At 58.5% G+C, this 24303-nt stretch carries 20 protein-coding genes and 1 tRNA gene; 11 read left to right on the forward strand and 10 right to left on the reverse strand.

Annotation, left to right across the window (positions count from 1 at the left end):
* Nucleotides 1-24 precede the first annotated feature (24 nt).
* The 3 genes from atpB to HWE04_RS01185 form a co-directional block, all read right to left on the reverse strand.
* Complete coding sequence (gene atpB, locus HWE04_RS01175; RefSeq protein WP_034330986.1) at nucleotides 25-846, reverse strand: F0F1 ATP synthase subunit A; 822 nt, start codon at nucleotides 844-846, stop codon at nucleotides 25-27.
* Complete coding sequence (locus tag HWE04_RS01180; RefSeq protein WP_077236247.1) at nucleotides 843-1187, reverse strand: ATP synthase subunit I; 345 nt, start codon at nucleotides 1185-1187, stop codon at nucleotides 843-845. Before HWE04_RS01180 ends, atpB begins: the two co-directional genes overlap by 4 nt.
* Before the next feature lie 592 nt (nucleotides 1188-1779).
* Nucleotides 1780-3297, reverse strand: a complete 1518-nt coding sequence (locus HWE04_RS01185; RefSeq protein ID WP_241811254.1) for an HD domain-containing phosphohydrolase — start codon at nucleotides 3295-3297, stop codon at nucleotides 1780-1782.
* Between the two features lie 201 nt (nucleotides 3298-3498).
* Between HWE04_RS01185 and HWE04_RS01190 the strand changes: the two genes are divergently transcribed.
* From HWE04_RS01190 to rfbD, 5 genes are all read left to right on the forward strand, one after another.
* Entirely contained in the window at nucleotides 3499-4284 is a 786-nt protein-coding gene (locus HWE04_RS01190) for an alpha/beta fold hydrolase (protein WP_241811255.1), read from the forward strand.
* 237 nt (nucleotides 4285-4521) lie between these two features.
* Nucleotides 4522-5601, forward strand: coding sequence for a dTDP-glucose 4,6-dehydratase (rfbB, locus tag HWE04_RS01195; RefSeq protein WP_077236249.1), 1080 nt, complete (start codon nucleotides 4522-4524; stop codon nucleotides 5599-5601).
* The gene (rfbA, locus tag HWE04_RS01200) at nucleotides 5598-6500 is read left to right on the forward strand and encodes a glucose-1-phosphate thymidylyltransferase RfbA (RefSeq protein WP_241811256.1); all 903 of its coding nucleotides are present in this window, start codon (nucleotides 5598-5600) and stop codon (nucleotides 6498-6500) included. The genes rfbB and rfbA overlap by 4 nt, the downstream gene beginning before the upstream one ends.
* Nucleotides 6501-6522: 22 nt before the next feature.
* A complete protein-coding gene (gene rfbC / locus HWE04_RS01205) occupies nucleotides 6523-7068 on the forward strand; it encodes a dTDP-4-dehydrorhamnose 3,5-epimerase (protein ID WP_241811257.1) in 546 nt (181 codons plus the stop codon).
* A complete protein-coding gene (rfbD, locus tag HWE04_RS01210) occupies nucleotides 7065-7985 on the forward strand; it encodes a dTDP-4-dehydrorhamnose reductase (RefSeq protein WP_241811258.1) in 921 nt (306 codons plus the stop codon). Before rfbC ends, rfbD begins: the two co-directional genes overlap by 4 nt.
* Nucleotides 7986-8278: 293 nt before the next feature.
* On the opposite strand, the gene HWE04_RS01215 is transcribed toward rfbD, so the two are convergent.
* Nucleotides 8279-8354, reverse strand: a tRNA-Arg gene (locus HWE04_RS01215).
* 233 nt (nucleotides 8355-8587) lie between these two features.
* On the opposite strand from HWE04_RS01215, the gene HWE04_RS01220 reads away from it, so the two are divergent.
* Nucleotides 8588-9148, forward strand: a complete 561-nt coding sequence (locus HWE04_RS01220; RefSeq protein ID WP_006461323.1) for a c-type cytochrome — start codon at nucleotides 8588-8590, stop codon at nucleotides 9146-9148.
* A gap of 147 nt (nucleotides 9149-9295) precedes the next feature.
* On the opposite strand, the gene HWE04_RS01225 is transcribed toward HWE04_RS01220, so the two are convergent.
* Nucleotides 9296-10021 carry an OmpA family protein gene (locus tag HWE04_RS01225; protein ID WP_006461322.1) on the reverse strand — a complete coding sequence of 242 codons (726 nt, stop codon included), beginning with the start codon at nucleotides 10019-10021 and terminating at the stop codon, nucleotides 9296-9298.
* Nucleotides 10022-10331: 310 nt separating this feature from the next.
* On the opposite strand from HWE04_RS01225, the gene HWE04_RS01230 reads away from it, so the two are divergent.
* Complete coding sequence (locus HWE04_RS01230) at nucleotides 10332-10997, forward strand: hypothetical protein (RefSeq protein WP_241811259.1); 666 nt, start codon at nucleotides 10332-10334, stop codon at nucleotides 10995-10997.
* A gap of 499 nt (nucleotides 10998-11496) precedes the next feature.
* Here HWE04_RS01230 and HWE04_RS01235 read toward each other — a convergent pair whose 3' ends face one another.
* Nucleotides 11497-13890 carry a mechanosensitive ion channel family protein gene (locus tag HWE04_RS01235; protein WP_241811260.1) on the reverse strand — a complete coding sequence of 798 codons (2394 nt, stop codon included), beginning with the start codon at nucleotides 13888-13890 and terminating at the stop codon, nucleotides 11497-11499.
* A gap of 258 nt (nucleotides 13891-14148) precedes the next feature.
* Between HWE04_RS01235 and HWE04_RS24425 the strand changes: the two genes are divergently transcribed.
* The 3 genes from HWE04_RS24425 to HWE04_RS01250 all read left to right on the forward strand — a co-directional run bounded on the left by HWE04_RS24425 (nucleotide 14149) and on the right by HWE04_RS01250 (nucleotide 17473).
* Nucleotides 14149-14337: a hypothetical protein gene (locus tag HWE04_RS24425; RefSeq protein WP_077236962.1), complete on the forward strand. Its 189-nt coding sequence runs from the start codon at nucleotides 14149-14151 to the stop codon at nucleotides 14335-14337.
* Nucleotides 14338-14527: 190 nt separating this feature from the next.
* A complete protein-coding gene (locus HWE04_RS01245; RefSeq protein ID WP_241811261.1) occupies nucleotides 14528-15394 on the forward strand; it encodes a cache domain-containing protein in 867 nt (288 codons plus the stop codon).
* A 6-nt stretch (nucleotides 15395-15400) separates the two neighbouring features.
* Entirely contained in the window at nucleotides 15401-17473 is a 2073-nt protein-coding gene (locus tag HWE04_RS01250) for an HD domain-containing phosphohydrolase (RefSeq protein ID WP_241811262.1), read from the forward strand.
* A gap of 513 nt (nucleotides 17474-17986) precedes the next feature.
* Here the strand turns inward: HWE04_RS01250 and HWE04_RS01255 are convergent.
* Nucleotides 17987-19189, reverse strand: a complete 1203-nt coding sequence (locus HWE04_RS01255) for an ammonium transporter (protein ID WP_077237458.1) — start codon at nucleotides 19187-19189, stop codon at nucleotides 17987-17989.
* A 351-nt stretch (nucleotides 19190-19540) separates the two neighbouring features.
* On the opposite strand from HWE04_RS01255, the gene HWE04_RS01260 reads away from it, so the two are divergent.
* On the forward strand, nucleotides 19541-21166 hold the full coding sequence (locus HWE04_RS01260) for an alkaline phosphatase D family protein (RefSeq protein WP_241811263.1): 1626 nt from the start codon (nucleotides 19541-19543) through the stop codon (nucleotides 21164-21166).
* A 44-nt stretch (nucleotides 21167-21210) separates the two neighbouring features.
* On the opposite strand, the gene HWE04_RS01265 is transcribed toward HWE04_RS01260, so the two are convergent.
* From HWE04_RS01265 to HWE04_RS01275, 3 genes are all read right to left on the reverse strand, one after another.
* Nucleotides 21211-22008 carry an IclR family transcriptional regulator gene (locus HWE04_RS01265; protein WP_077237456.1) on the reverse strand — a complete coding sequence of 266 codons (798 nt, stop codon included), beginning with the start codon at nucleotides 22006-22008 and terminating at the stop codon, nucleotides 21211-21213.
* 142 nt (nucleotides 22009-22150) lie between these two features.
* A complete protein-coding gene (locus HWE04_RS01270; RefSeq protein ID WP_077237455.1) occupies nucleotides 22151-22876 on the reverse strand; it encodes an SDR family NAD(P)-dependent oxidoreductase in 726 nt (241 codons plus the stop codon).
* Nucleotides 22877-22971: 95 nt separating this feature from the next.
* Nucleotides 22972-24258, reverse strand: coding sequence for an MFS transporter (locus tag HWE04_RS01275; protein WP_077237454.1), 1287 nt, complete (start codon nucleotides 24256-24258; stop codon nucleotides 22972-22974).
* Between the last annotated feature and the right edge of the window lie 45 nt (nucleotides 24259-24303).

Consider the following 24303-nt stretch of genomic DNA (forward strand, 5'->3'; position numbering starts at 1 on the left):
AAAACAGGTACTGCAAGCCTTGTGTTAGTGCGCTTCGTGCGCCTGGCCCAGGTAAACCAGTGTCAACATCATGAAGATGAATGCTTGGAGCAACACGATCAGGATGTGGAAAATTGCCCAGATAGAACCGGCGATCACATGGCCGATGAAGCCGAATGCGGTCGCGGTCGATCCCAGCAATGCGATCAGCAGGAACAACAGTTCGCCTGCATACATGTTGCCGAACAGTCGCATGCCCAGGGACACGGTCTTGGCGGCGAATTCGATGATGTTCAGCAGCAGGTTGAACGGCGCCAGCCAGATGCCGAACGGTGCTGCGAACAGTTCGTGGATGAAGCCACCGGCACCCTTGATCTTGACGCTGTAATACAGCATCAGGGCCAGCACGCCCAGGGCGATGCCCAGGGTGCCGTTGAGGTCGGCGGTCGGAACGATGCGGTGGTGCATTTCACCCAGGCCGAACAGGCCCAGGATGCCGGAGGCCAGGTCCACCGGCAGGAAGTCCAGCGAGTTCATCAGGGCAACCCAGACGAACACGGTCAGTGCCACCGGAGCGATGAAGGTGCGGTCGCCATGCACGATGGCCTTGGACTGGTCTTCGACCATTTCCACGACCATCTCGACGAAGGCCTGGAAGCGGCCCGGCACGCCCGAGGTCGCCTTGCGGGCGGCCAGGAACATGAAGAAGCAGGCAATCACGCCGCAGAACACGGACCAGAAGATGGTGTCCACGTTCAGGATCGAGAAATCGACGATCTTGGTCTGGTGATGGGTGGAAAGGTGTCCGAGGTGGTGGACAATATATTCAGAGGCTGTCGGCGCGTGCTCAGCGGCTTCTACGGTCATGGTCGGTGTCTAAACAGTAAAATGAAATAACTCTTAAGCACCACGATGAAGCTCAGCAGAAATGCGAGCCAATTGACACCGTGGTACAACCAAACGGTCGCGCCCATGAGCGCAAACGTCGTAGCAATCTTGATAAATTCCCCGAAGAAAAAGGCCATCGGGTTGGTACCACCGGGTTTCTGTGCACTGACATGGAGTCGCAGGGCAAACAGGGCGTTGGGGACGACACAGCAAATCCCGCCCAGCAGAGCAGACCAAAGCGCCGAAAGTCCACCCAACATACCTGCGACCAAAGCAGCGACGACCGTGGCTACGAGCTGCAAGAGAATGATGCGCAGCATATCTATCCAATATCGTGCATGCGCCGCACCCCTTAAGGGCAGACGGCAGCTTAAAAGCCCGGCGATTATAAAGGTTCGTTTTCCGGTAAGTCAAACCTTTTGCGGCCAGATCGGGGCCTTATCTGGGGCACTTCGCGGCGAGTTGTGGCAAAAAGGCAGCCACTTCGATTTTTTGCACTGCAACAAGAACGATTGCTGATCCATGCATGGCAGCCATCCTCTTTTCGCGCGGAGCGGGTTCTCCCCTGCTGACTGTTTGTTCAGGTTTGCACAAGCTGCACTGAAATTGCTGGCAAGAATGCACAAAAGGCCAAAAACGTCGCCGGTTTTGCGAACAGCGCTCAATTTAATCAAAAATGTCCTGCAGGGCCAGAAAAATATCCCGCAAATTCAATGATTTACGGAAATTGGCCGGGCGCTCGCAATCGAGCGGCGATTGTACTGACATTTTGTCAGGAAGTTGGAAGTTGTCAGACGACCAAGCTCGCGTTCGAGGTCATATGTTGCAGCACAGCGAAGCAACTCAAGAAACGTGAGCCCGGACCGCGACGGGCAGGATCGGCCCGCCTGGCATGCAGTAGAAATACGGTCTTCAGATCAGGCCCAGGTTCAGGCCCTTGAGTGTGGCTGCAGCCCGCGTAGAACAATGCAGCTTGCGGAAAATGCTCTCCACGTGGGTACGCACCGTGGACGGGCTGATCTGCATCACCCGGGCGGCTTCCTTGTTGCTTTCACCAAGGCTGATGCGCCGCAACACCTCGACCTCGCGTTCCGACAGCAACCCTTTGCGGACCGGTACGGGCAAGGAATTGCCGGCGTCGCCTGCGGCGGCAGCGAGTACCCAGCGCACGGCATCGGCGTCGAACAGGCCGTCCGCCGCCTGCTGAGTGAGCAGGTCGGCAGCCTCGCCCATGGTCAGCGCGGCCCGCCATGGGCGGCGGGCGCAGAGCGCGGCGTGGGCGGCAGCCGCCGCCAGCAGGCGCGCGGGTTGGCCTAGGATGTCGCGGTCCAAACTGCGGAAATAGCCCGTGCCGTCCAGGCGCTCATAGAGTTGGGAGGCCAGGGCCGTGTGCTCGCGCAGGGCCGGAATCAATGCGCCGGCGCGCGCCGTCCAGTAGGGTGCCAGGCGGATGCGCTCCCAGTCGTCCACGCCAGGACGCCCCGCGCGCTCCCAGATGGTGTTGGAAACGGAAACCCGACCGATGCCGTGGAGCAAGGCGGCACGCACCAGCCCTTGCTGTTGCAAGGGTGGCAGACCCGCCAGCGCGGCAGCCCGCGCCGCCAGTTCGCTGACGCGACGCGAATAACCTGTCAACCAGGGCAGCTTCAGTTCGATCAGGTCCGCCACGATGCTCAGCGGCACCTCATGGGCGGGCAGCTCACCAGAGGATGCCAGCGTGTCCTGCCCGTCCAGCGCAGCCAGCCATGCGCCGGCCTGCGCTGCCACGCGTTCTGCCAACGGTGCCGGGTATTTGATGCCGCCGGAGGCAAGCAGCATGCGGATGGCACTGTCGGTACCGTGCGTGCGGCCCAGGATGTCGAGGTCGCCCGCCAGGCTGGTGTAATACACCAGCGCCGGCACCTGGTCGCCGCTCAGTTGTTGTGGCGCCCCGCTGCCGTCGAAGTGCTCCCAGACATGGCGCAGTCCGGCCTCCACCGCGGGCGGCAGGCTCAGCATACCGGCCACATCGCCGGCGACCTCGCAATGGATGCGCGCCAGCGGTTCGATATTGGAAAAGGTCAGCGGATGGTCTGGTGGCAAGCCATGACGCAGCATGGCCTCCCGACCACCGACGTCGTCGCCCAGCAGGTTGGCGAAACCTGCGGCATTGGCGGTGCAGCCCGACCAGCGCAGCAAGGCCACCAGGCGCGCATGCAGGATGTCTTGCGCACCGGCGCCGTCCAGCTGTGCCACCTGGGCCGCCAACCGTGCGGCGCGCTGCGACTGGGCGGGGGGTTGCCCCATGCTCAGATCGCCCACCAGCGCCAGGACATGCACTGCTACCTCGGCGGAAATCATCGGAACACCGCAGGCAAGCGGATCGGAGGCAGCCAGATCGCTGGCTGGGGCAGGCGCGGCACTGCCGGATGAAATGACGTCGGGAAGCATCCCGACACTGTAGCGGCAACTCCGAGCGTGAGGCAATCAACTCTTCGGTTAATGGGCAGGGCCGGCATGAGGGGCCACTATCGCCGCGCACACCCGCTGCCACCCCGGGTCGGTCAATTGACCGATACCGGTGGCCGGAGCGCATTCCTATACTGGCCTCACTGAAACGAACACCCCAACCACCTTCCCAAGGAGAACATCATGAAAGCAACTTCCCGCCTCTTCAGCCTCAAGACCGGCCTAGGCATGCTCGCCGTCGCCGCCGCCTTCACCGGCAGCAGCGCCATGGCTGCCGAACCTGCCGAAAAGCCATCGGTGGTGATCGTCCACGGCGCATTCGCCGACGGCTCCGACTGGGCCAAGGTGATCCCGCTGCTGCAAGCCAAGGGTATCAAGGTCACCGCCGTGCAGAATCCGCTGACCTCGCTAGCCGACGACGTGGCTGCAGCCAAGCGCGCCATCGACAACCAACCGGGCAAGGTGGTGCTGGTCGGCCACTCCTGGGGCGGCACCGTGATCACCGAAGCCGGCAACAATGACAAGGTCGCCAGCCTGGTCTATGTGGCCGCCTTCGCACCGGACGCCGGCCAGGCCACGGGCGATCTGGGCAAGGACCTGCCGGTTCCGCCGGGCATTGCGAAGCTGTCCGTGGACAAGGCCGGCTTCGCCAGCTTGCCGCCGTCCGCTCTGGCCGCTGACTTTGCCCAGGATGTGCCGGCCAAGCAGGCTGCCGTGATGGCCGCGACCCAAGGTCCGATCGCCCTGAAAGCCTTCGGCGACAAGGTCGAGACCGCCGCCTGGAAGACCCGTCCCAGCTGGTACATCGTCAGCAAGAACGACCGCATGATCCAGCCCGACCTGGAACGCGCCTTCGCCAAGCAGATCAACGCCAAGACCACCGAACTGCCGACCAGCCATGTGCCGCAGCAATCGCGTCCGGCCGACGTGGCCAAGGTGATCCTGGATGCCGTGGCGGCCACCAAGTAAGCAGGCTGCCCCCCCTGCCCCGGCTGCTTCGGCCGGGGCAGGGGCACACCCGGCTGCCTTGCCGGATTTCGGCGCATGCAGACTGACCCCGCAGACGATTGCGTCCAAATGCTGCGAACCGGCCTGCGACTCTGACATAATCGCGCTATCCCGTACCAATCAACAGGACCAGCATGATTACCCTCGTCAACCTGCAGGTGGTCTGCCGCCGTCAACCCTGCTGAACCGGGCCGCCCCATGATTTTCATCACTGGCGGTGCCGGCTTCATCGGCAGCAACTTCATCCTCGACTGGTTGACGCAGAGCACGGCCGAACCCGTGCTCAACATCGACAAGCTGACCTACGCCGGCAATCCCTATAACCTGGATGCGGTCGAGAAAGATACGCGCTATGCCTTCGTGCAAGCCGACATCTGCGATGAGACAGCGATGGCTACCTTGCTCTCGCGCTATCGCCCACGCGCGATCATTCACTTCGCCGCCGAAAGCCACGTCGATCGTTCCATCCGCAGTCCCGACGAGTTCATCCGTACCAACGTCAATGGCACCTTCAATCTGCTCAACAGGGCGTTGCAGTATTGGCTGACGCTGCCGGGCCCGGAAAAAACGGACTTCCGCTTCCTGCACATCTCCACCGACGAAGTCTATGGCAGCCTGGCGCCGGAAGATGCGCCATTTACGGAAGCTTCACCGTATGCGCCCAATAGCCTCTACTCGGCGTCCAAGGCGGCATCCGACCATCTGGTGCGGGCCTATCATCAAACCTATGGATTGCCGACACTGACCACCAACTGCTCCAACAACTACGGGCCCTTTCACTTCCCGGAAAAGCTGATCCCGCTGGTCATTTCCAACGCCCTCGCGGGAAATCCCCTTCCTGTCTACGGCGACGGCATGCAGATCCGGGACTGGCTGTTCGTGACCGATCACTGTGCCGCATTGCGAACAGTTCTGGCCAACGGTACGGTAGGCGAGACCTACAACATCGGCGGGGGCAACGAACATACCAATCTGCACGTGGTGCACACCCTCTGCGATATCCTGGATGAACTCGCGGCGCGACCGCAAGGCAGCTATCGCGACCTGATCACCTTCGTCAAGGACCGGCCCGGACATGATCGTCGCTATGCCATCGACGCCGGAAAGATCAAACGCGAACTGGGCTGGCAACCGGCGGAATCCTTCGAGACCGGCATCCGCAAAACGGTGCAGTGGTATCTGGCGCATGGTGAATGGGTACGCCAGGTGCGCTCGGGCGATTACCTGAACTGGCTGCGGCAGCAATACGGCGATCATCCACCGGGAGCACTGATATGAGCGATACGACCCCGCCGGTGCGCCGCAAGGGCATCATCCTCGCCGGAGGCTCTGGCACGCGGCTTTACCCGGCCACCCAGGTTGCCTCCAAACAGCTCATGCCGATCTACGACAAGCCGATGGTGTACTACCCGCTATCGAGCCTGATGCTGGCTGGCATCCGAGATATCCTGCTCATTTCCACTCCGCGCGATACGCCGCGCTTTGCCGAACTGCTGGGAGACGGCCGGCAATGGGGCCTGCAGATCCGCTATGCGGTACAGGCCTCGCCCGACGGACTGGCGCAGGCTTTCCTGATCGGCCAGGATTTCATCGGCAATGATCCTTGTGCGCTCATTCTGGGAGACAACATATTCTACGGACGCGACCTGGAACCGCCGATGCGCCAGGCCAATGCCCGCACCGATGGCGCGACCATCTTTGCCTACCATGTACAGGATCCGGAACGCTACGGTGTGGTCGAATTCGACCCGTCACGCCGGGTAATCGGCATCGAAGAAAAACCGGCGGAGCCGAAATCCAATTTCGCAGTGACCGGCCTCTACTTCTACGACAACCAGGTGGTCGACATTGCCCGCACCATCCGCCCCTCGGCGCGTGGGGAGCTGGAAATCACCGACATCAACCGCAGCTACCTGGCAAGTGGGCAATTGCATGTGGAACTGATGGGACGCGGCATCGCCTGGCTCGATACCGGCACCCATGAATCGCTGCTGGATGCAGGCCAGTTCATCGCCACCATCGAGAAGCGTCAGGGCCTGAAAGTCGCCTGCCCGGAAGAGATCGCCTATCGTCGAGGCTATATCGACGCCCTCCAGCTGGAGAGGCTTGCCGAGCCGTTGAAGAACAATGCCTATGGCAAGTATCTGCTTCAGCTGCTGACCGAAATGAGTTATTAACTGCCATCGCGGCTACCATTCCATGCTGGTCACCCCCACTCCCCTAGCGGGCCTGATGCTGATCCAACCCCAGGTCTTCAGCGACAGTCGCGGCTTCTTCTACGAAAGCTTCAACGAGCGCGACTTCCGCGCACGGACCGGGGCCGATGTCCGTTTCGTACAGGATAACCACTCCCTCTCCGCGCGCGGCGTCGTGCGCGGTCTGCACTACCAGCTCCCGCAGGCACAGGGCAAGCTGGTGCGGGTCACCCGGGGTGCAGTGCTGGATGTGGTGCTTGATATCCGTCGCAGCTCGCCCACTTTCGGTCAGTGGTTCAGCCAGGTGCTGAGCGCAAGCAACAAGCTGCAACTCTGGCTGCCGGCGGGATTCGCGCATGGATTCTCGGTCCTGGAAGATGAGACCGAATGCCTTTACAAGACCACCGATTACTGGATGCCGGAACAGGAACACACCATTCTCTGGAATGACCCGGCGTTGGCCATCGATTGGCAACTGCAAGGGGAACCTATCCTGTCCGACAAGGATAGAAACGGGATTCCGCTGGCGCAGGCCGCGGTGTTCGAATGAAGCGCTTGCGCATCCTGCTCACTGGCGCATCGGGGCAGGTGGGCCAAGCGTTGGCGCAACGACTGCATGGCGAAGAATTATTCACTCCCACACGCTCTGAGCTGAATCTTGAAGACAGTGCGGCCATCCTCCGCTACGTGGACCGAACCCGGCCCGACCTGATCATCAATCCGGCGGCCTACACTGCTGTCGACAAGGCCGAAAGCGAACCTGAGGTGGCCATTGCCATCAACGCCGTCGCCCCCCGGGTACTGGCGCGCGCGGCCCGGCACCACGGTATCGGGCTGATTCACTTCTCGACCGATTATGTGTTTGATGGCATGCAGTCTGAACCCTACCGGGAAGATGACCTGACGGCACCACTGAACGTCTACGGTCGCAGCAAGCGGGATGGTGAGATCGCCGTGCTGGAAGAGTGCGATGCCGCCTGGATACTGCGAACGAGCTGGGTCTATTCTGCCCACGGCCGCAATTTCCTGAACACCATCCTGCAACTCGCCCAGCAGCGCAGGCAGTTGAGCATTGTTGCCGACCAGTGGGGAGCGCCGACCTGGGCTCGCACAATAGCGGACGTCGTAGCGCGCATGCTGGGGGACGACGGCAGGATGGCGCTGCACTCTCGCATGCAACACACCCGCGGCGTGTATCACCTCAGCTCGCGCGGCGCCACCAACTGGCAGCAGTACGCCTGCCGCATTGTGGAAGCCATGCCGGCCCTGGGCCTGCAAGCACAGCTATCGCCCGCCGAGGTGGCACCCATTTCCAGTGCGGCGTATCCGACGCCGGCGCAACGTCCGAGCAATTCCCGCTTGTGCACGGACAAGCTCACGCGCGTTTTCGGCATCACTCTTCCCGACTGGGACCAGGCGCTGGATGAGTGTCTGCGCGAAATGAAACAAGAAACGGGACAAGACTAAGCGTCAATGCCGTGCCGCGCATCCGCAGCCTGCAGGCTGAGAGACATATCAAACATCTCACAATGTCGACCTGCGCCGGCTGGACATTGATATCGCGCAAAGTATTTGCCGTATAAGCAAAGGATAATATTTCCCAGCAGAATACGTTGCTGTTTTGATAATTTTGTATCGCGTGGGTGTCTGCTTTGCCGGAGTGACCAATCCTTTTCAAGACTGGCTGAAGGCGCTTCCGACAGGACGGCCCGACATTGCAGGGCACAGGGCGGCGGGCAGGTGACGGCGAAGGGGGAAAGTGGCGCGGCTGGCGGGGATCGAACCCACGACCCTTGGCTTCGGAGGCCAATACTCTATCCACTGAGCTACAGCCGCGCTGACGGGGCGAACCCCGGAAAGGCCTGAAGGATACCCCCTTTCCCTCTGGACGTCCATGGCGCTGGCGGTTTTTCCGTGTCAAACGGAAAGCATTGTGACTATAATCAAGAGTTCGGCGAGAGAGCGCAATGAAAGCCCTGCCTGATCCTAGTTCCACGCAATGCCAGGCGATACAAAGGGAACCGACGTTTTCCGCCCCAATTTCGAGGAAACATTACGGAGGGACGCCAATGAGCTCAGCTCAGCATGAACACGAGTCGGCAATCAAGACTCCCAAGCAATTGATCGCAGCGGTAGTCGCAGGTTTTATGGTCCCCATCGTGTGCATCGTGCTACTGGTGCAGTACGTGACCAACGGCCAGAAGACCGGGGCCGGCTCCGACAGTCAGACGCCCGAGATGATCGCGGCGCGCATCAAGCCCGTCTCCGATGACGGCTTCACTTTCCGCGATGCCAACGGCCCCAAGCAACTGCTTTCGGGCGAAGAAGTCTACAAGACCACCTGCGCCGCCTGCCATGGCGCCGGCGTGGCAGGCGCCCCCAAGGTGGGCGATGCCGCTTCCTGGCAAGCCCGGATCGCACAAGGCTATGACACCCTGGTCACGCACGCTATCAACGGTCTGCGCGCCATGCCCGCCAAGGGCGGCAATCCAGACCTGGACGATGTGGAAATCCAGCGTACCGTGGCCTACATGGCCAACCAGTCCGGTGGCAAGTTCAAGGAACCGGAAGCAAAGGCGCCCGCCGCCGCTGAAGGTGCCGCACCCGCTGCAGACGCACCTGCCAAGTAAGACCTGCATCCCGCCGGAAATCATACGTCGTCAAAAAAAATCCCCGAATCGAATTCGGGGATTTTTCATTTCCGGCCGCCCTGTCATGCTGCGAAGGCGCCAGTTGCCGGCGGTGCGCATGGCACCTTCCGGCTGTCCATCTCAAGCTCAATAACGCGGCGGAGGCGGCGGGGGATAGCCACCCGGCGCATAGCCTGCCGGAGCTTGCTGGGCGGGTGCTGCAGCCTGTTGCTCGGCCACGAAGATTTCCACGCGGCGGTTCTTGGCGCGGTTGGCATCCGAATTGTTCGGCACCAGCGGCTCATGTGAACCACGCCCCATGATCACGAAACGATTGGCCGCTACGCCGCGCGAGCTCAGGTAGTCGCGGGTACGGGCTGCACGCTGTTGCGACAGCGGGTCGTTGATGGCATCACTGCCGGTGTTGTCGGTGTGGCCAACGATGGTGACCGTGGTCGCCGGATTTTCCACCAGCGTGGCGGCGAAACGATCCAGCACCGGACGCATCTCGGGCTTGATGTCGGCACGACCCGTATCAAAGGAGATGTCACTCGGGATTTCCAGCTTCAGGCGGTTGTCCGCAGTCTGGGTGACCTGCACGCCAGTACCCTGGGTTGCCTGTTCCATGGCGCGCTTCTGGTTTTCCATACGGTTGGACCAGATGTTGCCCGCTACCGCGCCGATGGCGCCACCAATGGCCGCACCACCCAGGGCGCGTCCGCCACCACCACCACCGGTGGCTGCGCCGATGATGCCACCCAGGCCGGCACCGATACCTGCACCGGTAGCCGTGCCACGTTGCGTCGGGCTCATGTCGGCGCAGCCGGAAAGCGCCAGCACACCGGCGATCGCCGCAATGGAGAGTTTCTTCATGTCATGTCCTTTCTTGTCTTTTAGGGCCTGTTCACATTTAATCTATGAGTGCGAGAGGTCGCCAAGCGTTGACTGCCTAGGCGCAGCGACGCGCCGTAGTGGTGCTACGGCAAGGAGCTGCAACAACGGCAGGCGACGCTTGGCGGCCTCTCCCGGAGGGTTGGCGCCAGAAGGCGCGCTGGCAAGGCGCGCGTCAGGACTGGTGGTACCACCACCAGCCCTGACGCGCGCCTTGCCACCACGCCTTCTGGCGCCAACGCATCTCGCAGATTAAATGTGAACAGGCCCTAGTGGGTATTTCAGCGAAGCGATGATTTCCGTTGACGCGCTTACAAGAAAAGACAAGGTGGATGTTGTCGCTAGCTCGAGAATCATATGCAAATCTTCTGCGCAAAGCACTCGACCATTATCGGTCTCGATCTCCATTGGCCGCCATTCGGAGCGGCGCGAAATACCGGCAGAATTCTTAGTTTCTTTTCAAAAGGCACTAGATCTCGGAATGCGGGCCTTGATAGGCCCAAGATTGCTTGGCTATAGTCTAGCGATACGTGGGTTTGATGACGAATGCTACGAACCAATCGCAGCGGAAAAGTTTGTTGTCTGTGCAGGTTTGACTAATACAGTTGATTCAGAGCTGTTGTCTCGTGGAGTGGGGCGCGCACGGGCGATTAAACTAGGGTGCGAAGACATTGATGACGGCGAGTGGTGGCCGCAAGGTTTGGAACGAGCAATTACGAACGGAAAACTTAAAAAGGTACGGGAAGTAATTAATGAATGGATTGATGGTGAGGCAATTGCAGCTCACGTCGGCTATGGAAATGATTTCTTTTGCACGCATGATAAAGCGGGAAAAGCGGGGCAGAATTCTGTATTCCACAAAACCCATTGCAATTGGTTGACAGAGAGATACGGTGTGAAATTCGTCACCCTGCAGGATTTGGCCGATTACTTGCAGAGCGTCATCGGTGCTCAATAAGTTGGCATAAAAAAGAGAGGGGCCAGTTCAGTTCTGGCGCTCTCTCTTTTTTTATCGGATAACACTTTTGCAATGCATATCTGAGTAACTTCGCAAGTTCGCTATAGACGTCCTAGAGGAATATAGGATCCATTGCTGATTCTTCAGGTCTGATGATGAACAATAAAGTCTGTAATTATTGGAGGTTGAAAAGCCTGGCTGGAGCTGACTCCGAAAATTAGAAAAAATGGTTCAAAGTCTGTAGATTGCAGTTGCGAGTTGCTTGGGTTCTATTCACGATGTCTATACCGATATCGTATTGCACGAATTTTCTTGCCCGCTTATGTCAGACATCCTCGTGGCACCAATGTGCAATGCAGAGTGGGTTGAAGAATCTAATGATTTTGAGCGTGGGTGATGCAGACTCTGAATATTCTGTCGACTAACTCTAGCGTTGGCTAGAAAACAAGGCCGCTCATCGCATAAAGAACTCACTTATTCGGTGGCTCCAAAATTTGGCTCAGGTCACCGGTACAGTCCTTAGATGCAGATCCATTTGGTTATATGGAATGGATATGTTTTCTGCCTGCAATGCAGCAAGGGCACGCGCAAGAAGATCGCCACGCACATCGGCCCATGTCGTGATGTCATTGGTCCAAGCACGTATGACAAAATTGAGCGCACTGTCTCCATAGCCCGTCATCAAAACTGCAGGAGCCGGATCCGTGGCCACGCCGGGGGTGTCACTGGCCGCGGTAGTGAGTAGGGAAAGTACTTGAGCCGGGTCCGAGCCGTAAGCAACGCCAACAATGATTTCAAAGCGGCGACTTCGATCAAACATGGTCCAGTTGGTCAGGTTGCCGCTGAGTAGTAGACCGTTAGGCACCACGACATCTGCCCCATCAAAGGTACGAATTGTCGTCGAGCGCAGACCGATCTCGCGCACGGAACCAGATGCGCCAGCTACATCGACAATGTCGCCGGGCTGAATCGGACGCTCTACCATCAGCACCAGGCCGGAGACAAAATTATTGACCACATTCTGCAATCCGAAACCGATGCCGACACCTAAAGCACCAAACAACAGCGCTAACTGGCCAACCTTAAAGCCCGCTGCGGATAGTGCCACCAGAATTCCTAGAATCAGAACGGCGTAATAGCTTAACGACGCAATGCTATTGCCAACCCCACGTGGCAATTTGGCCGACCCCGGCAATTCATCACGCAAAAGGCGCCGCACCGCACGCGCAGCCCAGAATGCCAACCAGCTTGAGAAAAGAAATACCAGTACATCGCCGAGGTGAATCGAAACTTCGCCCACCTCTATTCCGAATCCCAATATTTTTCTCCCCGCGTCATGCAAAGGCCGGAAAATACGGAACCGATCTATGCTGTATAGCAGCCAGCCAATTACGGCGGACAAAATCAGAAGACGTGTAAATGCTGCCTGCAAGATGGTGCCATGGCGCTGCATCCCTCCCCTGTTGGCAAACTCCGGCTGATTGATCAATGCACCAGCAATACCAAGGCAGGCCGTCACACCTGTGTATAACAGCAGCGCCATATAGCCGCTGTCGATAACACCGCTCGTCAGCGCCTCTGCCATGGAAACATTGCCGCTGACATTGCAAATTGCAGCGACAAACAGAATCAATACAACCAGCCATCCAAACGGGCGCACGGTGCTCTGCAGTTTTTTTTCTCTTGCGACTGACACCTTGGATATCGGATGACGCAGTATCCATAGCGACAAGCCAAGAGCGAACACATTCAGCACTAGCAAAAACAATCGATACCAATCCGCATCCGCGACAAATGCTATTCCCAGACGATCAATGCCATATAAGCCAATCGCTACATACGGAAGAATGCCAAGCGCACGTAATGTGCCTGCCGGCAGCAACCGCAATACCGGAATAAGCGCGATCATTAGCGCAAACTCCTGGGTGAGCAACGGTGCGTCAGACTCCAGCAGCAGTACCGACAGCATTGATAACAGCACCCACGTAGATATTGGTCGGCGTAATGCGCGTGCCACTCTGTCGGAATCAGTTGTTTTTGATTTGGCATTTCGGCTACGTAAAAACAACCAAACAATGAGCGGTAAAAGGACAATCTGTATCACCCGGAGCGCTTGCTGGTTACCTGTACCTGCGGCCTGATAATCAAGTGCGAACTGGCTTTCTATATCCAGACCTCGATCCATGGCATCGAATGCTGAGCTCGCTCCGCCAGACAGGCCCAGTCCCTTCCACAACGGTGGCGCATCCAGTTGCAGCAGACGGTGATCAATGTCATCGATGGCCGCCGCCACATCGTTGCGCCCGGCCTGTATACGGGCCTTGAGTTCGCCAGCGCGGCTTGTCAGCTCAAACTGGTGCGTTAGCGCTGTTCCAAGCGCAAGTTCTGATGTATCGATCTGCGCCAGGAGGGTGTCGACCCGATTCGACAGCGCTGGCGGCAATCCATTCAGGATGCCGGCGGCACGGTTCGCTGTCCAAGTTGCGCGGCGCTGGGCTAGCTGCAATGCGCTGTCGGCATAAGGCGTCAGCACGCGCCGCGCTTTCGATTCCCAGTTTTCTAGACGTCTAGCATCAAATTCCCAATGTCGGGAAAGGCTTTCCAGCCGCATGATCGGCAATCCGCGTAAAGAGGCTTTCGCTGCGGTACGCAATTTTGCATCGACAGGTTTCGCGATATCGTCTAGCGAGCGGCGAAGATCGTCGACCGGATCAGGTGCGGCCAGTAATCGGTTCGCCCAGTCCACACGCTGTTGATCTTCATCTGCGCGACCAAGAATGTCTTGGAATGCGATGGGGGTGACGGCTGTTGCTTGTGTAGAGATTGAGGATGCTACTGGTTTGTTCGTGGACTGAGCGGTTGCATTGACTACAGGTAGCGGCAGTGCCAGCAAGATAAGCAATCTAAAGCAGAGAAAAGCAATTGAGAGATGTGCATCTCGCATAGTCGTATCTGTCCGCTAGAACGTTTGATTAGTTGAGTTACGGTGCCATAACTTCAAATATAACAGTTAAGGAATAAGACCTCGCTTAATCCGACTCGAAATCTCTTACCTAAAGTTTGGGGTCATTACGAGTTCTTTCACCCTGGCAAGCTGCATCAGAACGCTCATATCAAGCTCTACAACCGGACCGTGCGTTACGACTGGCTGATGCGCCACCTGTTCGACAGCATTGATGAGGTCCCGGAACTTGCAACCGGCTGGGCCATAATCAAGAGCGCCAACATGGCCATCAGAGGCATCCCGCCAAAATCAGAAACTGGCCTTGGTCGCATGGTTTCTTCTCTCAGGCCGCTTCCGAAAATGGAGGATGACCGGGATTCCGATGATTTCTTCTAGAATGAATGATGCGGAGTTAGAATCGAACTACGATGCCTGATTGGAATGCATTTCCGCTGAAACGGGTATTTCCATCAACAGTGCCGGCAAGGGTGTGTAAATTGGCCACGCGGCCGAGCCGACTGATCAAATTCGTCAAAGCGCGCAGCCAGGATCAAATTCGCTATATTCTTTTCTGGGGGGAAGAGCTATGCAGCGCGATTCAAGTCAAGGAATGCCTCTTCACGTTTATATCATCGCTGTCGCCTCATTTGCTGTCATTCTTTCAGGCGGTTTTCTCTCCTATTACGTTTTCGAAAAAAATAAGGAGGAGGCAACGTCACGCATTAATCATGATGTAAAACATCTTGCGGGAGATGTTCAACGCAATCTAGAAAGCATGTACGTTGTTGCGGAAAAGACGGTCGAGTCATTCTCAAGGAGTTCCATCGGAGAACGGACGACTCTTTCCGAGAGATTGGAAAGTATTGATGCACTTCGTCTTCTTGCCGATGTGAATCCGTTCTTAGACAGTATCTTTGTAGGGTACGAGAATGGCGACTACATGGTTTTTCGGCGAGTCGATGATTTTAATCGTGGAAAGATCCGTGCGACAAAAGATACAGCCTATGCAGTTCAGTCTATTGAGCGGGCCGATAGTGACAATCCCAAAAGGCAATTTCTATTTTTTGATAAAGAGCTCCGCTTAATTCAAGCTGTCAATCGCCCAGACTATAAATTTGATCCTCGTGAAAGAGCTTGGTATAAAGCTGCCAAGGAGCAGCCAGGCCTAGCAAAATTTGGCCCATTTGCCTCCTCGACCACTCAAGAGTGGGCAATTGCGTTCTCCAAAAGAAGTGTGAAAGGGAGAGCCGTCGTCGCCACGCTAATCACGTTTAGCTCTCTTTCCAATGTATTAAAAAACGCTCGACCCACCGATAGTTCCGAAATTGCCATTCTCAACCCCAGTGGGGCTCTATATGCCTATCACCGTTGGAATGACCTGGTAAGCGGTAACCTCTCTATCTCCAACGGCCTTCGCACTGCACATCTATCTGACCTTGACCCCACTATTTGATCAAATTTGATTCGCACCCCGCCGTCGTCATCAAGCTACAGCCAACGATATGATGAAGACGATGCCAAGAGGCAATGGCTTGTTGCAACCATGCCCTTGCATCTGGAAGGAGGCGCACTAGCTTGGCTGGCGCTCCTCTCTCCCGCTGATGAATTATTGAAGCCGGCCATCAATTTAAGAACTAGCATATTGACCGTCTCACTTAGCTGCCTTGTTCTCGCAATCGTTCTTTCCTATTATCTCGCCAAACGTATCGCACGGCGGCTGGTAGCATTGACCGCACGAACTGAGGCGATACGTCGTTTCGAGTTTGCCGATACTCCGCCACCCCAATCTCCGGTACGGGAAATTCAGAGCCTGATCGAGACCATACAAACACTACAGAAAACACTTCAGAGTTTCCTGAGAATCAGCCAACGGCTGGGGAGTGAGCAAGATCTTCCAAAACTGTTGCTGGGAACGTTGGAAGAGACGACAAGAACGATGAACGCAGCTGGCGGCGCAGTATTCTTGGCTGCGGATAGCTGCAATGAATTGCAGATGAGTCTGCTCTATTCCGCCGAATCCGGCGCTATAGCTTGTCGGGAAAAATCTATTCCCCTCTCTGGAGTGATGTGTCTATTTTCTCAGTCCCGCAGTTCAGTGATCATCCGACTGAATGAAGATTACCGTTGGAATGGACTCGACCTCAATAAATTAAAAGTTGATCCGTTAGCAAAATGCGTGAGCATGGTTCTGTCGCCCTTGTTTAATCATGATGAGAAATTTGTTGGCCTGCATTTACTCGTCTTGGAAGGTGACGAGTCTCCTCATCCTGCTCGTATTGCATTCATTGAAGCTTTGTGCGGAACGGTGGCCATAGCTATAGATCACCATCGCCTGCTTGAAGGCCAGCGAGCGTTGGTCGATGGCATTATCAAGTTGATTGGCGAGGCGATTGACGCGAAAAATCCCCACACTAGCGGGCATTGCAAGCGAGTTCCAGCAATTACCAAGGCTCTCGCTGAGGCCGCAAATGATGAATCCGAAGGCCCGTTCAAGAACTACCACCTTACGGATCTTGAGCGAGAGCAAATTCATGTTGCTAGTTGGCTGCACGATTGCGGGAAAGTTACCACGCCGGAATATGTAATTGATAAATCAACCAAGCTACAGACTCTATACAACCGTATCCATGAAATAAGAATGCGGTTTGAAGTTCTTAAGCGTGATGCAGAGATACTATCCCTCCAGAAGCAGCTGGCAGGAGGTGACCCAGAGCTTCTGAAAAATGAGCTAAGTAGACAGTGCGTAGAGCTTGATCAGGAATTTGAATTTGTGGCGTCGTGCAATATGGGTGGGGAAGTAGTTCGCCCGGAGGACCTTGAGCGCTTGCGCTGCATCGCTCGCCGCACCTGGATCCGAACGATGGATGACTCTCTCGGTTTATCGTGGGAAGAACGCGCAAGGAAAAAGAGCATATCTCCCGTGGCGGCGAGCAAAGAATACTTGTTGGACGATAAGCCAGAGCACTTGATAGAGCGCCATGCTGAATCTGTAGATCCGACGCTATATACGAACCTAGGTATCAAAATGCCTGCGCCTAAATACCGGCTTAATTTGGGCGAAATTTACAATCTGTCAATTGGCCGTGGAACACTAACGGCCGAGGAGCGATACTTGGTCAATGATCATATTGTGCAAACTATCATCATGCTTGACAGTCTGCCTTTGCCATCAAATCTAAAGCGCGTTCCTGAAATTGCCACGGGGCATCACGAGAAGATGGACGGTAGCGGTTATCCCAAAATGCTGAACAAAAATGAGTTAAGCATCGAGGCCCGAATGATGGCAATCGCGGATATTTTTGAAGCCCTGACAGCTGCAGATCGTCCGTATAAAACGGGGAAAAAATTATCAGAGACACTAACAATCATGAAAAAGATGGCAGATACCGGGCATATTGACCCGGATATATTCCAGTTGCTCTTACGTAGTGGCATATGTTTTAAGTACGCGCAGGAATTTATGCATCCGTCTCAACTCGATGTGGATCAAGGAGGCATCCAAGCGTTTATCCAACAGGAGGAGTTTGCCTGAGAAAGAGAGTATTCGCGTACGACGAACACGATCACTTGACTAGGGGGGGGGCGGCACAAGATTCAGAAAGAATCCTACGCCAAGGTTTTGAACCGCTAATGGCGCCCGCAATATTGAGCTGTTACCAGAAATCGTAATGTTTCGAATTTTCGTCGTGCGTACATGCCGCAGCCAATTACTAAGGTTTTTTCGCGCTGCGTAATGGCCTTGAACTGACCCGTTTCCGGCCGATGAGCCTGGCGCCAGCCGAAACGAAGCGAACCAGAACGTCGCCCATAGTGAATGGTTCACTCGCTTACTAAGTCAAAGGTGATTTCGGTACTTAGTTTGTGCAGGTGACGGATCCGTTTTTTTTCACCAGTAGCCAGTCGAGGCCACCGGAATGGTGGCCTTTCCATTGGAGCTGACGCTTTTGCGATTGCGCTTTCAATACAGTAGCAAGGAGTCCGACAGACTTTAACGGGCTCGACAGACTTTCATCCGGAAATACAGACTTTATTCTTATTTATCAGGTCACCAACTCGTCTCCCGCTCCGCCGTCGACGAAATCTTGTGGATCGCCAGATCGGCGCCTTCGAATTCCTGTTCAGGATCAAGGCGGATGCCGACCGTCTTCTTCAGCAGGCCGTACACGATCCATCCGCCGACTGCCGCGATGGCGATGCCCATCACGCTGCCCACCAGTTGCGACATGAAGGACACGCCGCCGCGTCCCCCCAGCGCCTGCAAGCCGAAGATGCCAGCCGCCAGGCCGCCCCACAGGCCGCATAGCCCATGCAGGGGCCAGACACCCAGTACGTCGTCGATCTTCCATTTGTTCTGGGTGCGGGTGAACATCCACACGAAGATGGCGCCGGCCATGCCGCCGGTAACCAGCGCGCCCAGCGGGTGCATCAGGTCCGAGCCGGCACATACCGCTACCAGGCCGGCCAGCGGGCCGTTGTAGGCGAAGCCGGGGTCGTTGCGGCCCATCAGCAGTGCGACCAGGGTGCCACCGGCCATGGCCATGAGGGAGTTCATCGCGACCAGGCCGTTCATCTTGTCCAGGGTCTGCGCGCTCATCACGTTGAAGCCGAACCAGCCCACCGTCAGGATCCATGCGCCCAGTGCCAGGAAGGGGATGTTGGAGGGCGGATGGGCAGCGACCGCACCTTCCTTGCTGTAGCGGCCGCGGCGCGCACCCAGCAGCAGCACGGCGGGCAAGGCGATCCAGCCGCCGACGGCGTGGACCACGATGGAACCGGCGAAGTCGTGGAATTCGGCGCCGAAGGTGGCTGCCAGCCAGGCCTGTACGCCGAAGTGCTGGTTCCAGGCGATGCCCTCGAAGAACGGATAGACCAGGCCGACCAGTACGGCGGTGGCCAGCAGCTGCGGGTTGAATTTGGAGCGCTCGGCGATGCCACCCGAGATGATGGCCGGAATGGCGGCGGCGAAGGTCAGCAGGAAGAAGAACTTCACCAGTTCGAAGCCGCTGCGCTCGGCCAGGGTTTCGGCACCGGCGAAGAAGCTCACACCGTAGGCGACGTAGTAGCCGATGAAGAAGTAGACAATGGTCGAGACCGCGAAGTCGGCCAGGATCTTCACCAGGGCATTGACCTGGTTCTTCTTGCGCACCGTCCCCAGTTCCAGGAACGCGAAGCCGGCATGCATGGCCAGGATCATGATCGCCCCCAGCAGGATGAAGAGGGCGTCTGCGCCGTTTTTGTGATCGTCCACCAGAAAATCTCCCAAAAATTGTGCAAGGAAAGAATCGAAAGCCCGGACTGATGCAATTTTCGTTCCATTTTGGTGATTATTTTGCAGTGGCTTGATTCAAAAGGACTTTTCGGGTGCGTCAGGTCCTTGTCAGCTTGTGATGCGCACGAAAATTGTGCGATACGGGTAGGCGATGCGGTGGCGCGGTTTGTTTTGGTGCGAGGGCAGGGCGGCTCGAAATTTTTTGAAAATCACGTCATTTAGCCGTTTTGGGGGATCCGGTCAGCATTGGTCATCGTGCTTTCATGGAACGGTCATACACGATTGCTAAATTGCAACTCCCTTCTTTTTTCCTCACCCTCAGGAGTTGCCATGCCAGACCAGAATTCGCCAGCCGAACCCAGCCGTCGCCGCTTCCTGCGCGACAGCGCCGTCACTGCCGCCGCCGCAGGCAGCGTGGCCGTGATCGCCAGCCCCGCCAGCCTGGCTGCCGCGCCGGCCATCGTCACCTCCGAACGTCTGCGCCCGCAGTTCCCGGGCGGGATCATGAGCGGCGACGTCACCCGCGACAGTGCCATCGTCTGGGCGCGCGCCGACCGCAATGCGCGCATGCTGGTGGAATACTCCACCAGCGAGAACTTCGCCGATGCGGTGCGCATCGCCGGCCCCACCGCGCTGGCGCGGGACGACTACACCGCCCGCGTGGACCTGCGGGGTTTGCCGGCAGGGCAGCGGGTGTATTACCGCGTGCGTTTCCAGGACCTGGTGCATGAGTCGGCCCTGAGCGAGCCGCTGACCGGCAGCCTGATGGTGCCTGCTACAGCGCGCGGGCAGGCACGCGACATCACCTTCGCCTTCTCGGGGGACGAAGCCGGCCAGGGCTGGGGCATCAATGAGCAATGGGGTGGCTACCGGGTGTACGAGAGCATGCGCCGCTTCCGTCCCGACTTCTTCATCCATTCGGGCGACCAGATCTATGCGGACGGTCCGATCCAGGCCGAGGTGAAGCTGGACGATGGCAGCCTGTGGCGCAACGTGGTGACCGAGGCCAAGTCCAAGGTGGCGCAGACGCTGGACGACTATCGCGGCAACTTCGCCTACAACATGCTGGATGCCAGCAAGCGCCGCTTCGCCGCCGAGGTGCCGTTCCTGGTGCAGTGGGATGACCACGAGGTGCGCAACAACTGGTATCCGGGCCAGGTGATCGGCGCCCAGGAAAAACGCTACGACGAGCGCAACATCGATGTGCTGGCGGCCCGTGCGCGCCAGGCCATGTTCGAACACAATCCCTTCCGCATCGACCAGGCCGATCCTTTCCGCATCTATCGCGCCTTCAATCACGGACCGCTGCTGGAGGTGTTCATGCTGGACGAGCGCAGCTATCGCGGTCGCAATTCGCCCAATCGCCAGCGCGGCGGTCACGATGCCGAGTTTCTCGGGCCGGAGCAGATGCGCTGGATCAAGCAGGCGCTGCTGCGCTCACGCTCGACCTGGAAGCTGATCGCCAGCGACATGCCCTTGTCCATCGTGGTGCCGGACCTCAATGTCGATGTGCCGCCCGGCACCTTCGAGGCCTGGGCCAATGCCGACAATGGCAAGCCGTCGGGGCGTGAGCTGGAAGTGGCGGAGCTGCTGCGCTTCATCAAGCAGCACGACATCAAGAACGTGGTGTGGGTGACTGCCGATGTGCACTATGCCTCGGCCACCCACTATGCGCCGGAACGCGCGCAGTTCACCGACTTCAAGCCGTTCTGGGAATTCGTCGGAGGGCCGATCAACGCCGGTACCTTCGGTCCGGGCGAGATTGATCGGACCTTTGGTCCGGATGTGCGTTTCGTGAGCATTCCGGCGGACATGAAGCAGAACCGATCGCCGGCGGAGCTGCTGCAGTTCTTCGGTATCGGCAAGATCGATGCGAAATCGAAGACGCTCACCGTGACGCTGCACAATACCGACGGCAAGGAAATCTACAGGGTTGAACTGCCGCCCGAGGCCTGATGTTCAGTGCGTGATGCGGCCTTGAGCGGAAGGCCGGACCCGTTTCACCCCGGTCCGGCCAGCTTGCGCGAGATGGTGGCGCAGGCTTGCAGCAGTGGCGCCACATAGGCCTGCTGTGGATCGGGCAGGCGCCGGAACAGCGGGATGCTCACGCTCACGCAGGCCACCGGCAAGCCGTCGGCGCCGACGATGGCGGCACCGTAGCAGAAGATCTGGGCTTCGTTCTCTTCACGGTCTTCGGCATAGCCGCGTGCGCGGGTCTGTTCCAGGTCTTGGCGCAGAGCCGACAGATCGGTGTGGGTATGCTCGGTGAAGGGCTCCATCTGCAGCGTGCGCATCAGGTTTTCGCGGCGCGATTCTTCCAGGCCGGCCAGATAGGCCTTGCCCACCGAACTCGAATAGAGCGTCACGCGGGTGCCGATGCGCGAGGCCATGCGCACGGCTTGCGGGCTTTCCAGTTTCTCGATGTAGACCATGCTGACGTCGCTGGGCACGGCCAGGTGGATGGTCTCGCGGGTGATGTCGCGCAGCTGCCGCAGCGGTTCGATGGCGGTGGTGCGGATATCGCTGCGATCCCAGGCGCGGCTGGCCAGGTTGATCAGGCGCGGTCCCACCTCGAACTGTTTGCTGCGTGGGTTTTCCACCACCATGCCCTCGGCCATCAGGGCGGCCAGGATGCGATAGACGGTGGGGCGCGGATAGCCAGAGAGCGCCGCCAGCTGCGCGATGTTCAGGGGCGCGTCCTGGTCGGCGATCAATTGCAGCACGGCGACGAACTTGGAGAAGGCGGCGGTGCCGGCAATCTTGTTCGGGTCGTCGGGATGTTTGTCGTGGTCTGGCATGGGCGCAGGCTTAAGGAGACAGGAGCAGAATCGGGAGCGGGAGCGGGCAGATTATAGCGGAGCCTGGTAGTGCCCCAGCGCAAAAAAGCCCGCGCCGCCTGGAGCAGCGGACGCGGGAAAAGGCATGCATGGAATGGGGTGATCAGGCAATCAGATAGCCGCCGTCGACCGGGATGATGGTGCCGGTCATGAAGGAGGCGGCGGGTGAGCAGAGGAAGGCCACGACATTGCCGATGTCTTCCGGGCGTCCCCAGCGGTTCAAGGGAGTGCGCGCCAGGATCGGGCCGGCGCGGGTCGGGTCGTCCTGCAGGGCCTGGGTGAGCGGGGTGGCGATCCAGCCCGGCGCCACCGCATTGACGCGGATGCCGTCGGCCGCATACGCAATGGCCAGTGATTTGGTCAGCTGCGCTACGCCGCCCTTGCTGGCGCTATAGCCGGGGACCAGGCCGCCACCGAAGAAGCTGAGCATGGAGGCCGTGTTGACGATGCAACCGCCGGACTGTCGCAGCAATTCACGGGAAGCCGCGCACACGCGCATGGTGCCGGTGAGGTTGACGGCGATCACCTGTTCGAAGACTTCGGTCTCCAGTTCCGCACCGCGCTTGATGATGCCGGCGCAGTTGACGACGATGTCCAGTTGCTTGAGGCCGGCCAGGGCAGCGCGCACGCTCTCTTCGCTGGCTACATTCATTTCCACCAGGGTGATGTCGGTGCCGGCGAATTCCTCGTGGGCGAAGGGCGGCAATCCGGCTGCGATGACGCGGGCGCCGAGTGCTGCCAGCTGGCGTGCGACGGCGCCGCCTATGCCCTGGGTACCGCCGGTGACGAGGGCGGTCTTGCCCTGCAGAAGATCGGGAATGAAGCTCATGGTTTTCCTTGTGAATAGCGAGGGTGGCAGGGGACTGGCTGGATGCCGCTACCCGCAGGCGGCGGCATCGGGTCAGGCGACTGCGTGCAGCGGGATCAGGCGTGCGATTCGATGGGTTTGTCGACCACGAACATGTACACCAGCGCTGCTGCAAAGGCCACCGCCGCGCTGATCAGCAGGGCGTTGACGAAGGAGTGGGTCTGGTCCACCACCACCCCGGTGATGACCGGCGCCAGCGAACCACCGAGGTAGCCGCCGAAGTTCTGCATGCTGCCCAGCGAAGCCACCAGACGGCGCGGGATGGCCACCGACACCAGTGCCCAGGCACCGCCCGAGGCCATGTTCACGAAGGCCATGGCCAGCGAGATATAGACGATCGCCATGGTGGTGCTGGGGGTGTAGGCGGCCGGGATGGTGAAGGCACCGGCGCCGATCAGACCGGCACAGATCGGCCACTTGCGGCTGCGGATGGCAGGCATGCCGCGCTTCATCAGGCCATCGGCGATATAGCCGGAGGACAGCATGCCGAGCGTGCCGAAGATGTAGGGGATGACCACCACCCAGCCGGTACGTGCGATGGACAGGTGACGCTCATGCTCCAGATAGGCCGGCAGCCAGGTCAGGTACAGCCAGACCATGTAGATCACGCCCATGAAGCCGAACAGCATGCCCCAGGTGGTGCGGTACTTGAAGAGGCTCTTCCACTCGCTCCAGGTCAGCTTGGCGTTGGCATTGGGATCGGTGTCGTGGTCGTCGGCCAGGTACAGCACCTCGGACGGGGTCAGTTCGACCTCGTTGCGATTGCGGTAGAACAGATACCAGCCCACCGATACCGCGATGCCCAGCACGCCCATGATGACGAACATCATGCGCCAGCCGAACGACAGCATCAGGATGGTGAGGATGGGCGGCGCCAGGGCGGGGCCGATGGTGGAGGAGGCCACGAAGATGCCGGTCGGTCCACCGCGTTCGCGCATGGCGAACCACTCCGAGACCACCTTGGCCCCGGCCGGGAATTGCGGTGCCTCGCCCAGGCCCAGGAACACGCGGGCGACCAGGAATTGCTGCAGGGTGTTGACGAAGCCGCCGGCCAGTTGCGCCAGCGACCAGACGAACATGCCGGCGCCCAGCATCACGCGCGCGCCGAACTTGTCCAGCATGGCGCCGATGGGCAATTGAGAGAAGGCATAGGCCAGCGAGAAGGCCGACAGCAGCAGGCCCATCTGCGAGGCGCTCAGGTTCAGTTCCTGGCTCACCGAATGATTGGCGATGGACAGGGTGCTGCGGTCAAGATAGTTGACGATGCCTGCCAGCATCAGAAAGGTCAGTGCGACGACCTGTATGCGTTTGAGCCGGGGGCTCTTTTCCTTTTGGACTTCCATGGGTTACGTCTCCAGAGTGAATGAGTTGATGCCATTGGCGTGCTT

Source organism: Herbaspirillum sp. C7C2, assembly GCF_022627865.1.
In the GTDB taxonomy this organism is placed as follows: Bacteria; Pseudomonadota; Gammaproteobacteria; order Burkholderiales; family Burkholderiaceae_D; genus Herbaspirillum; species Herbaspirillum frisingense.

Coding starts and splice junctions, on each gene's coding strand:
- HWE04_RS01190 (WP_241811255.1), top strand. CDS start 3,499: ATGAAAGCAACTTCCCGCCTCTTCAGCCTCAAGACCGGCCTAGGCATG.
- HWE04_RS01180 (WP_077236247.1), bottom strand. CDS start 1,187: ATGCTGCGCATCATTCTCTTGCAGCTCGTAGCCACGGTCGTCGCTGCT.
- HWE04_RS01270 (WP_077237455.1), bottom strand. CDS start 22,876: ATGAGCTTCATTCCCGATCTTCTGCAGGGCAAGACCGCCCTCGTCACC.
- HWE04_RS01225 (WP_006461322.1), bottom strand. CDS start 10,021: ATGAAGAAACTCTCCATTGCGGCGATCGCCGGTGTGCTGGCGCTTTCC.
- rfbC (WP_241811257.1), top strand. CDS start 6,523: ATGCTGGTCACCCCCACTCCCCTAGCGGGCCTGATGCTGATCCAACCC.
- rfbA (WP_241811256.1), top strand. CDS start 5,598: ATGAGCGATACGACCCCGCCGGTGCGCCGCAAGGGCATCATCCTCGCC.
- HWE04_RS01185 (WP_241811254.1), bottom strand. CDS start 3,297: ATGCTTCCCGACGTCATTTCATCCGGCAGTGCCGCGCCTGCCCCAGCC.
- HWE04_RS01245 (WP_241811261.1), top strand. CDS start 14,528: ATGCAGCGCGATTCAAGTCAAGGAATGCCTCTTCACGTTTATATCATC.
- rfbB (WP_077236249.1), top strand. CDS start 4,522: ATGATTTTCATCACTGGCGGTGCCGGCTTCATCGGCAGCAACTTCATC.
- rfbD (WP_241811258.1), top strand. CDS start 7,065: ATGAAGCGCTTGCGCATCCTGCTCACTGGCGCATCGGGGCAGGTGGGC.
- HWE04_RS01230 (WP_241811259.1), top strand. CDS start 10,332: ATGATTTCCGTTGACGCGCTTACAAGAAAAGACAAGGTGGATGTTGTC.
- atpB (WP_034330986.1), bottom strand. CDS start 846: ATGACCGTAGAAGCCGCTGAGCACGCGCCGACAGCCTCTGAATATATT.
- HWE04_RS01260 (WP_241811263.1), top strand. CDS start 19,541: ATGCCAGACCAGAATTCGCCAGCCGAACCCAGCCGTCGCCGCTTCCTG.
- HWE04_RS24425 (WP_077236962.1), top strand. CDS start 14,149: ATGCGCCACCTGTTCGACAGCATTGATGAGGTCCCGGAACTTGCAACC.
- HWE04_RS01220 (WP_006461323.1), top strand. CDS start 8,588: ATGAGCTCAGCTCAGCATGAACACGAGTCGGCAATCAAGACTCCCAAG.
- HWE04_RS01275 (WP_077237454.1), bottom strand. CDS start 24,258: ATGGAAGTCCAAAAGGAAAAGAGCCCCCGGCTCAAACGCATACAGGTC.
- HWE04_RS01265 (WP_077237456.1), bottom strand. CDS start 22,008: ATGCCAGACCACGACAAACATCCCGACGACCCGAACAAGATTGCCGGC.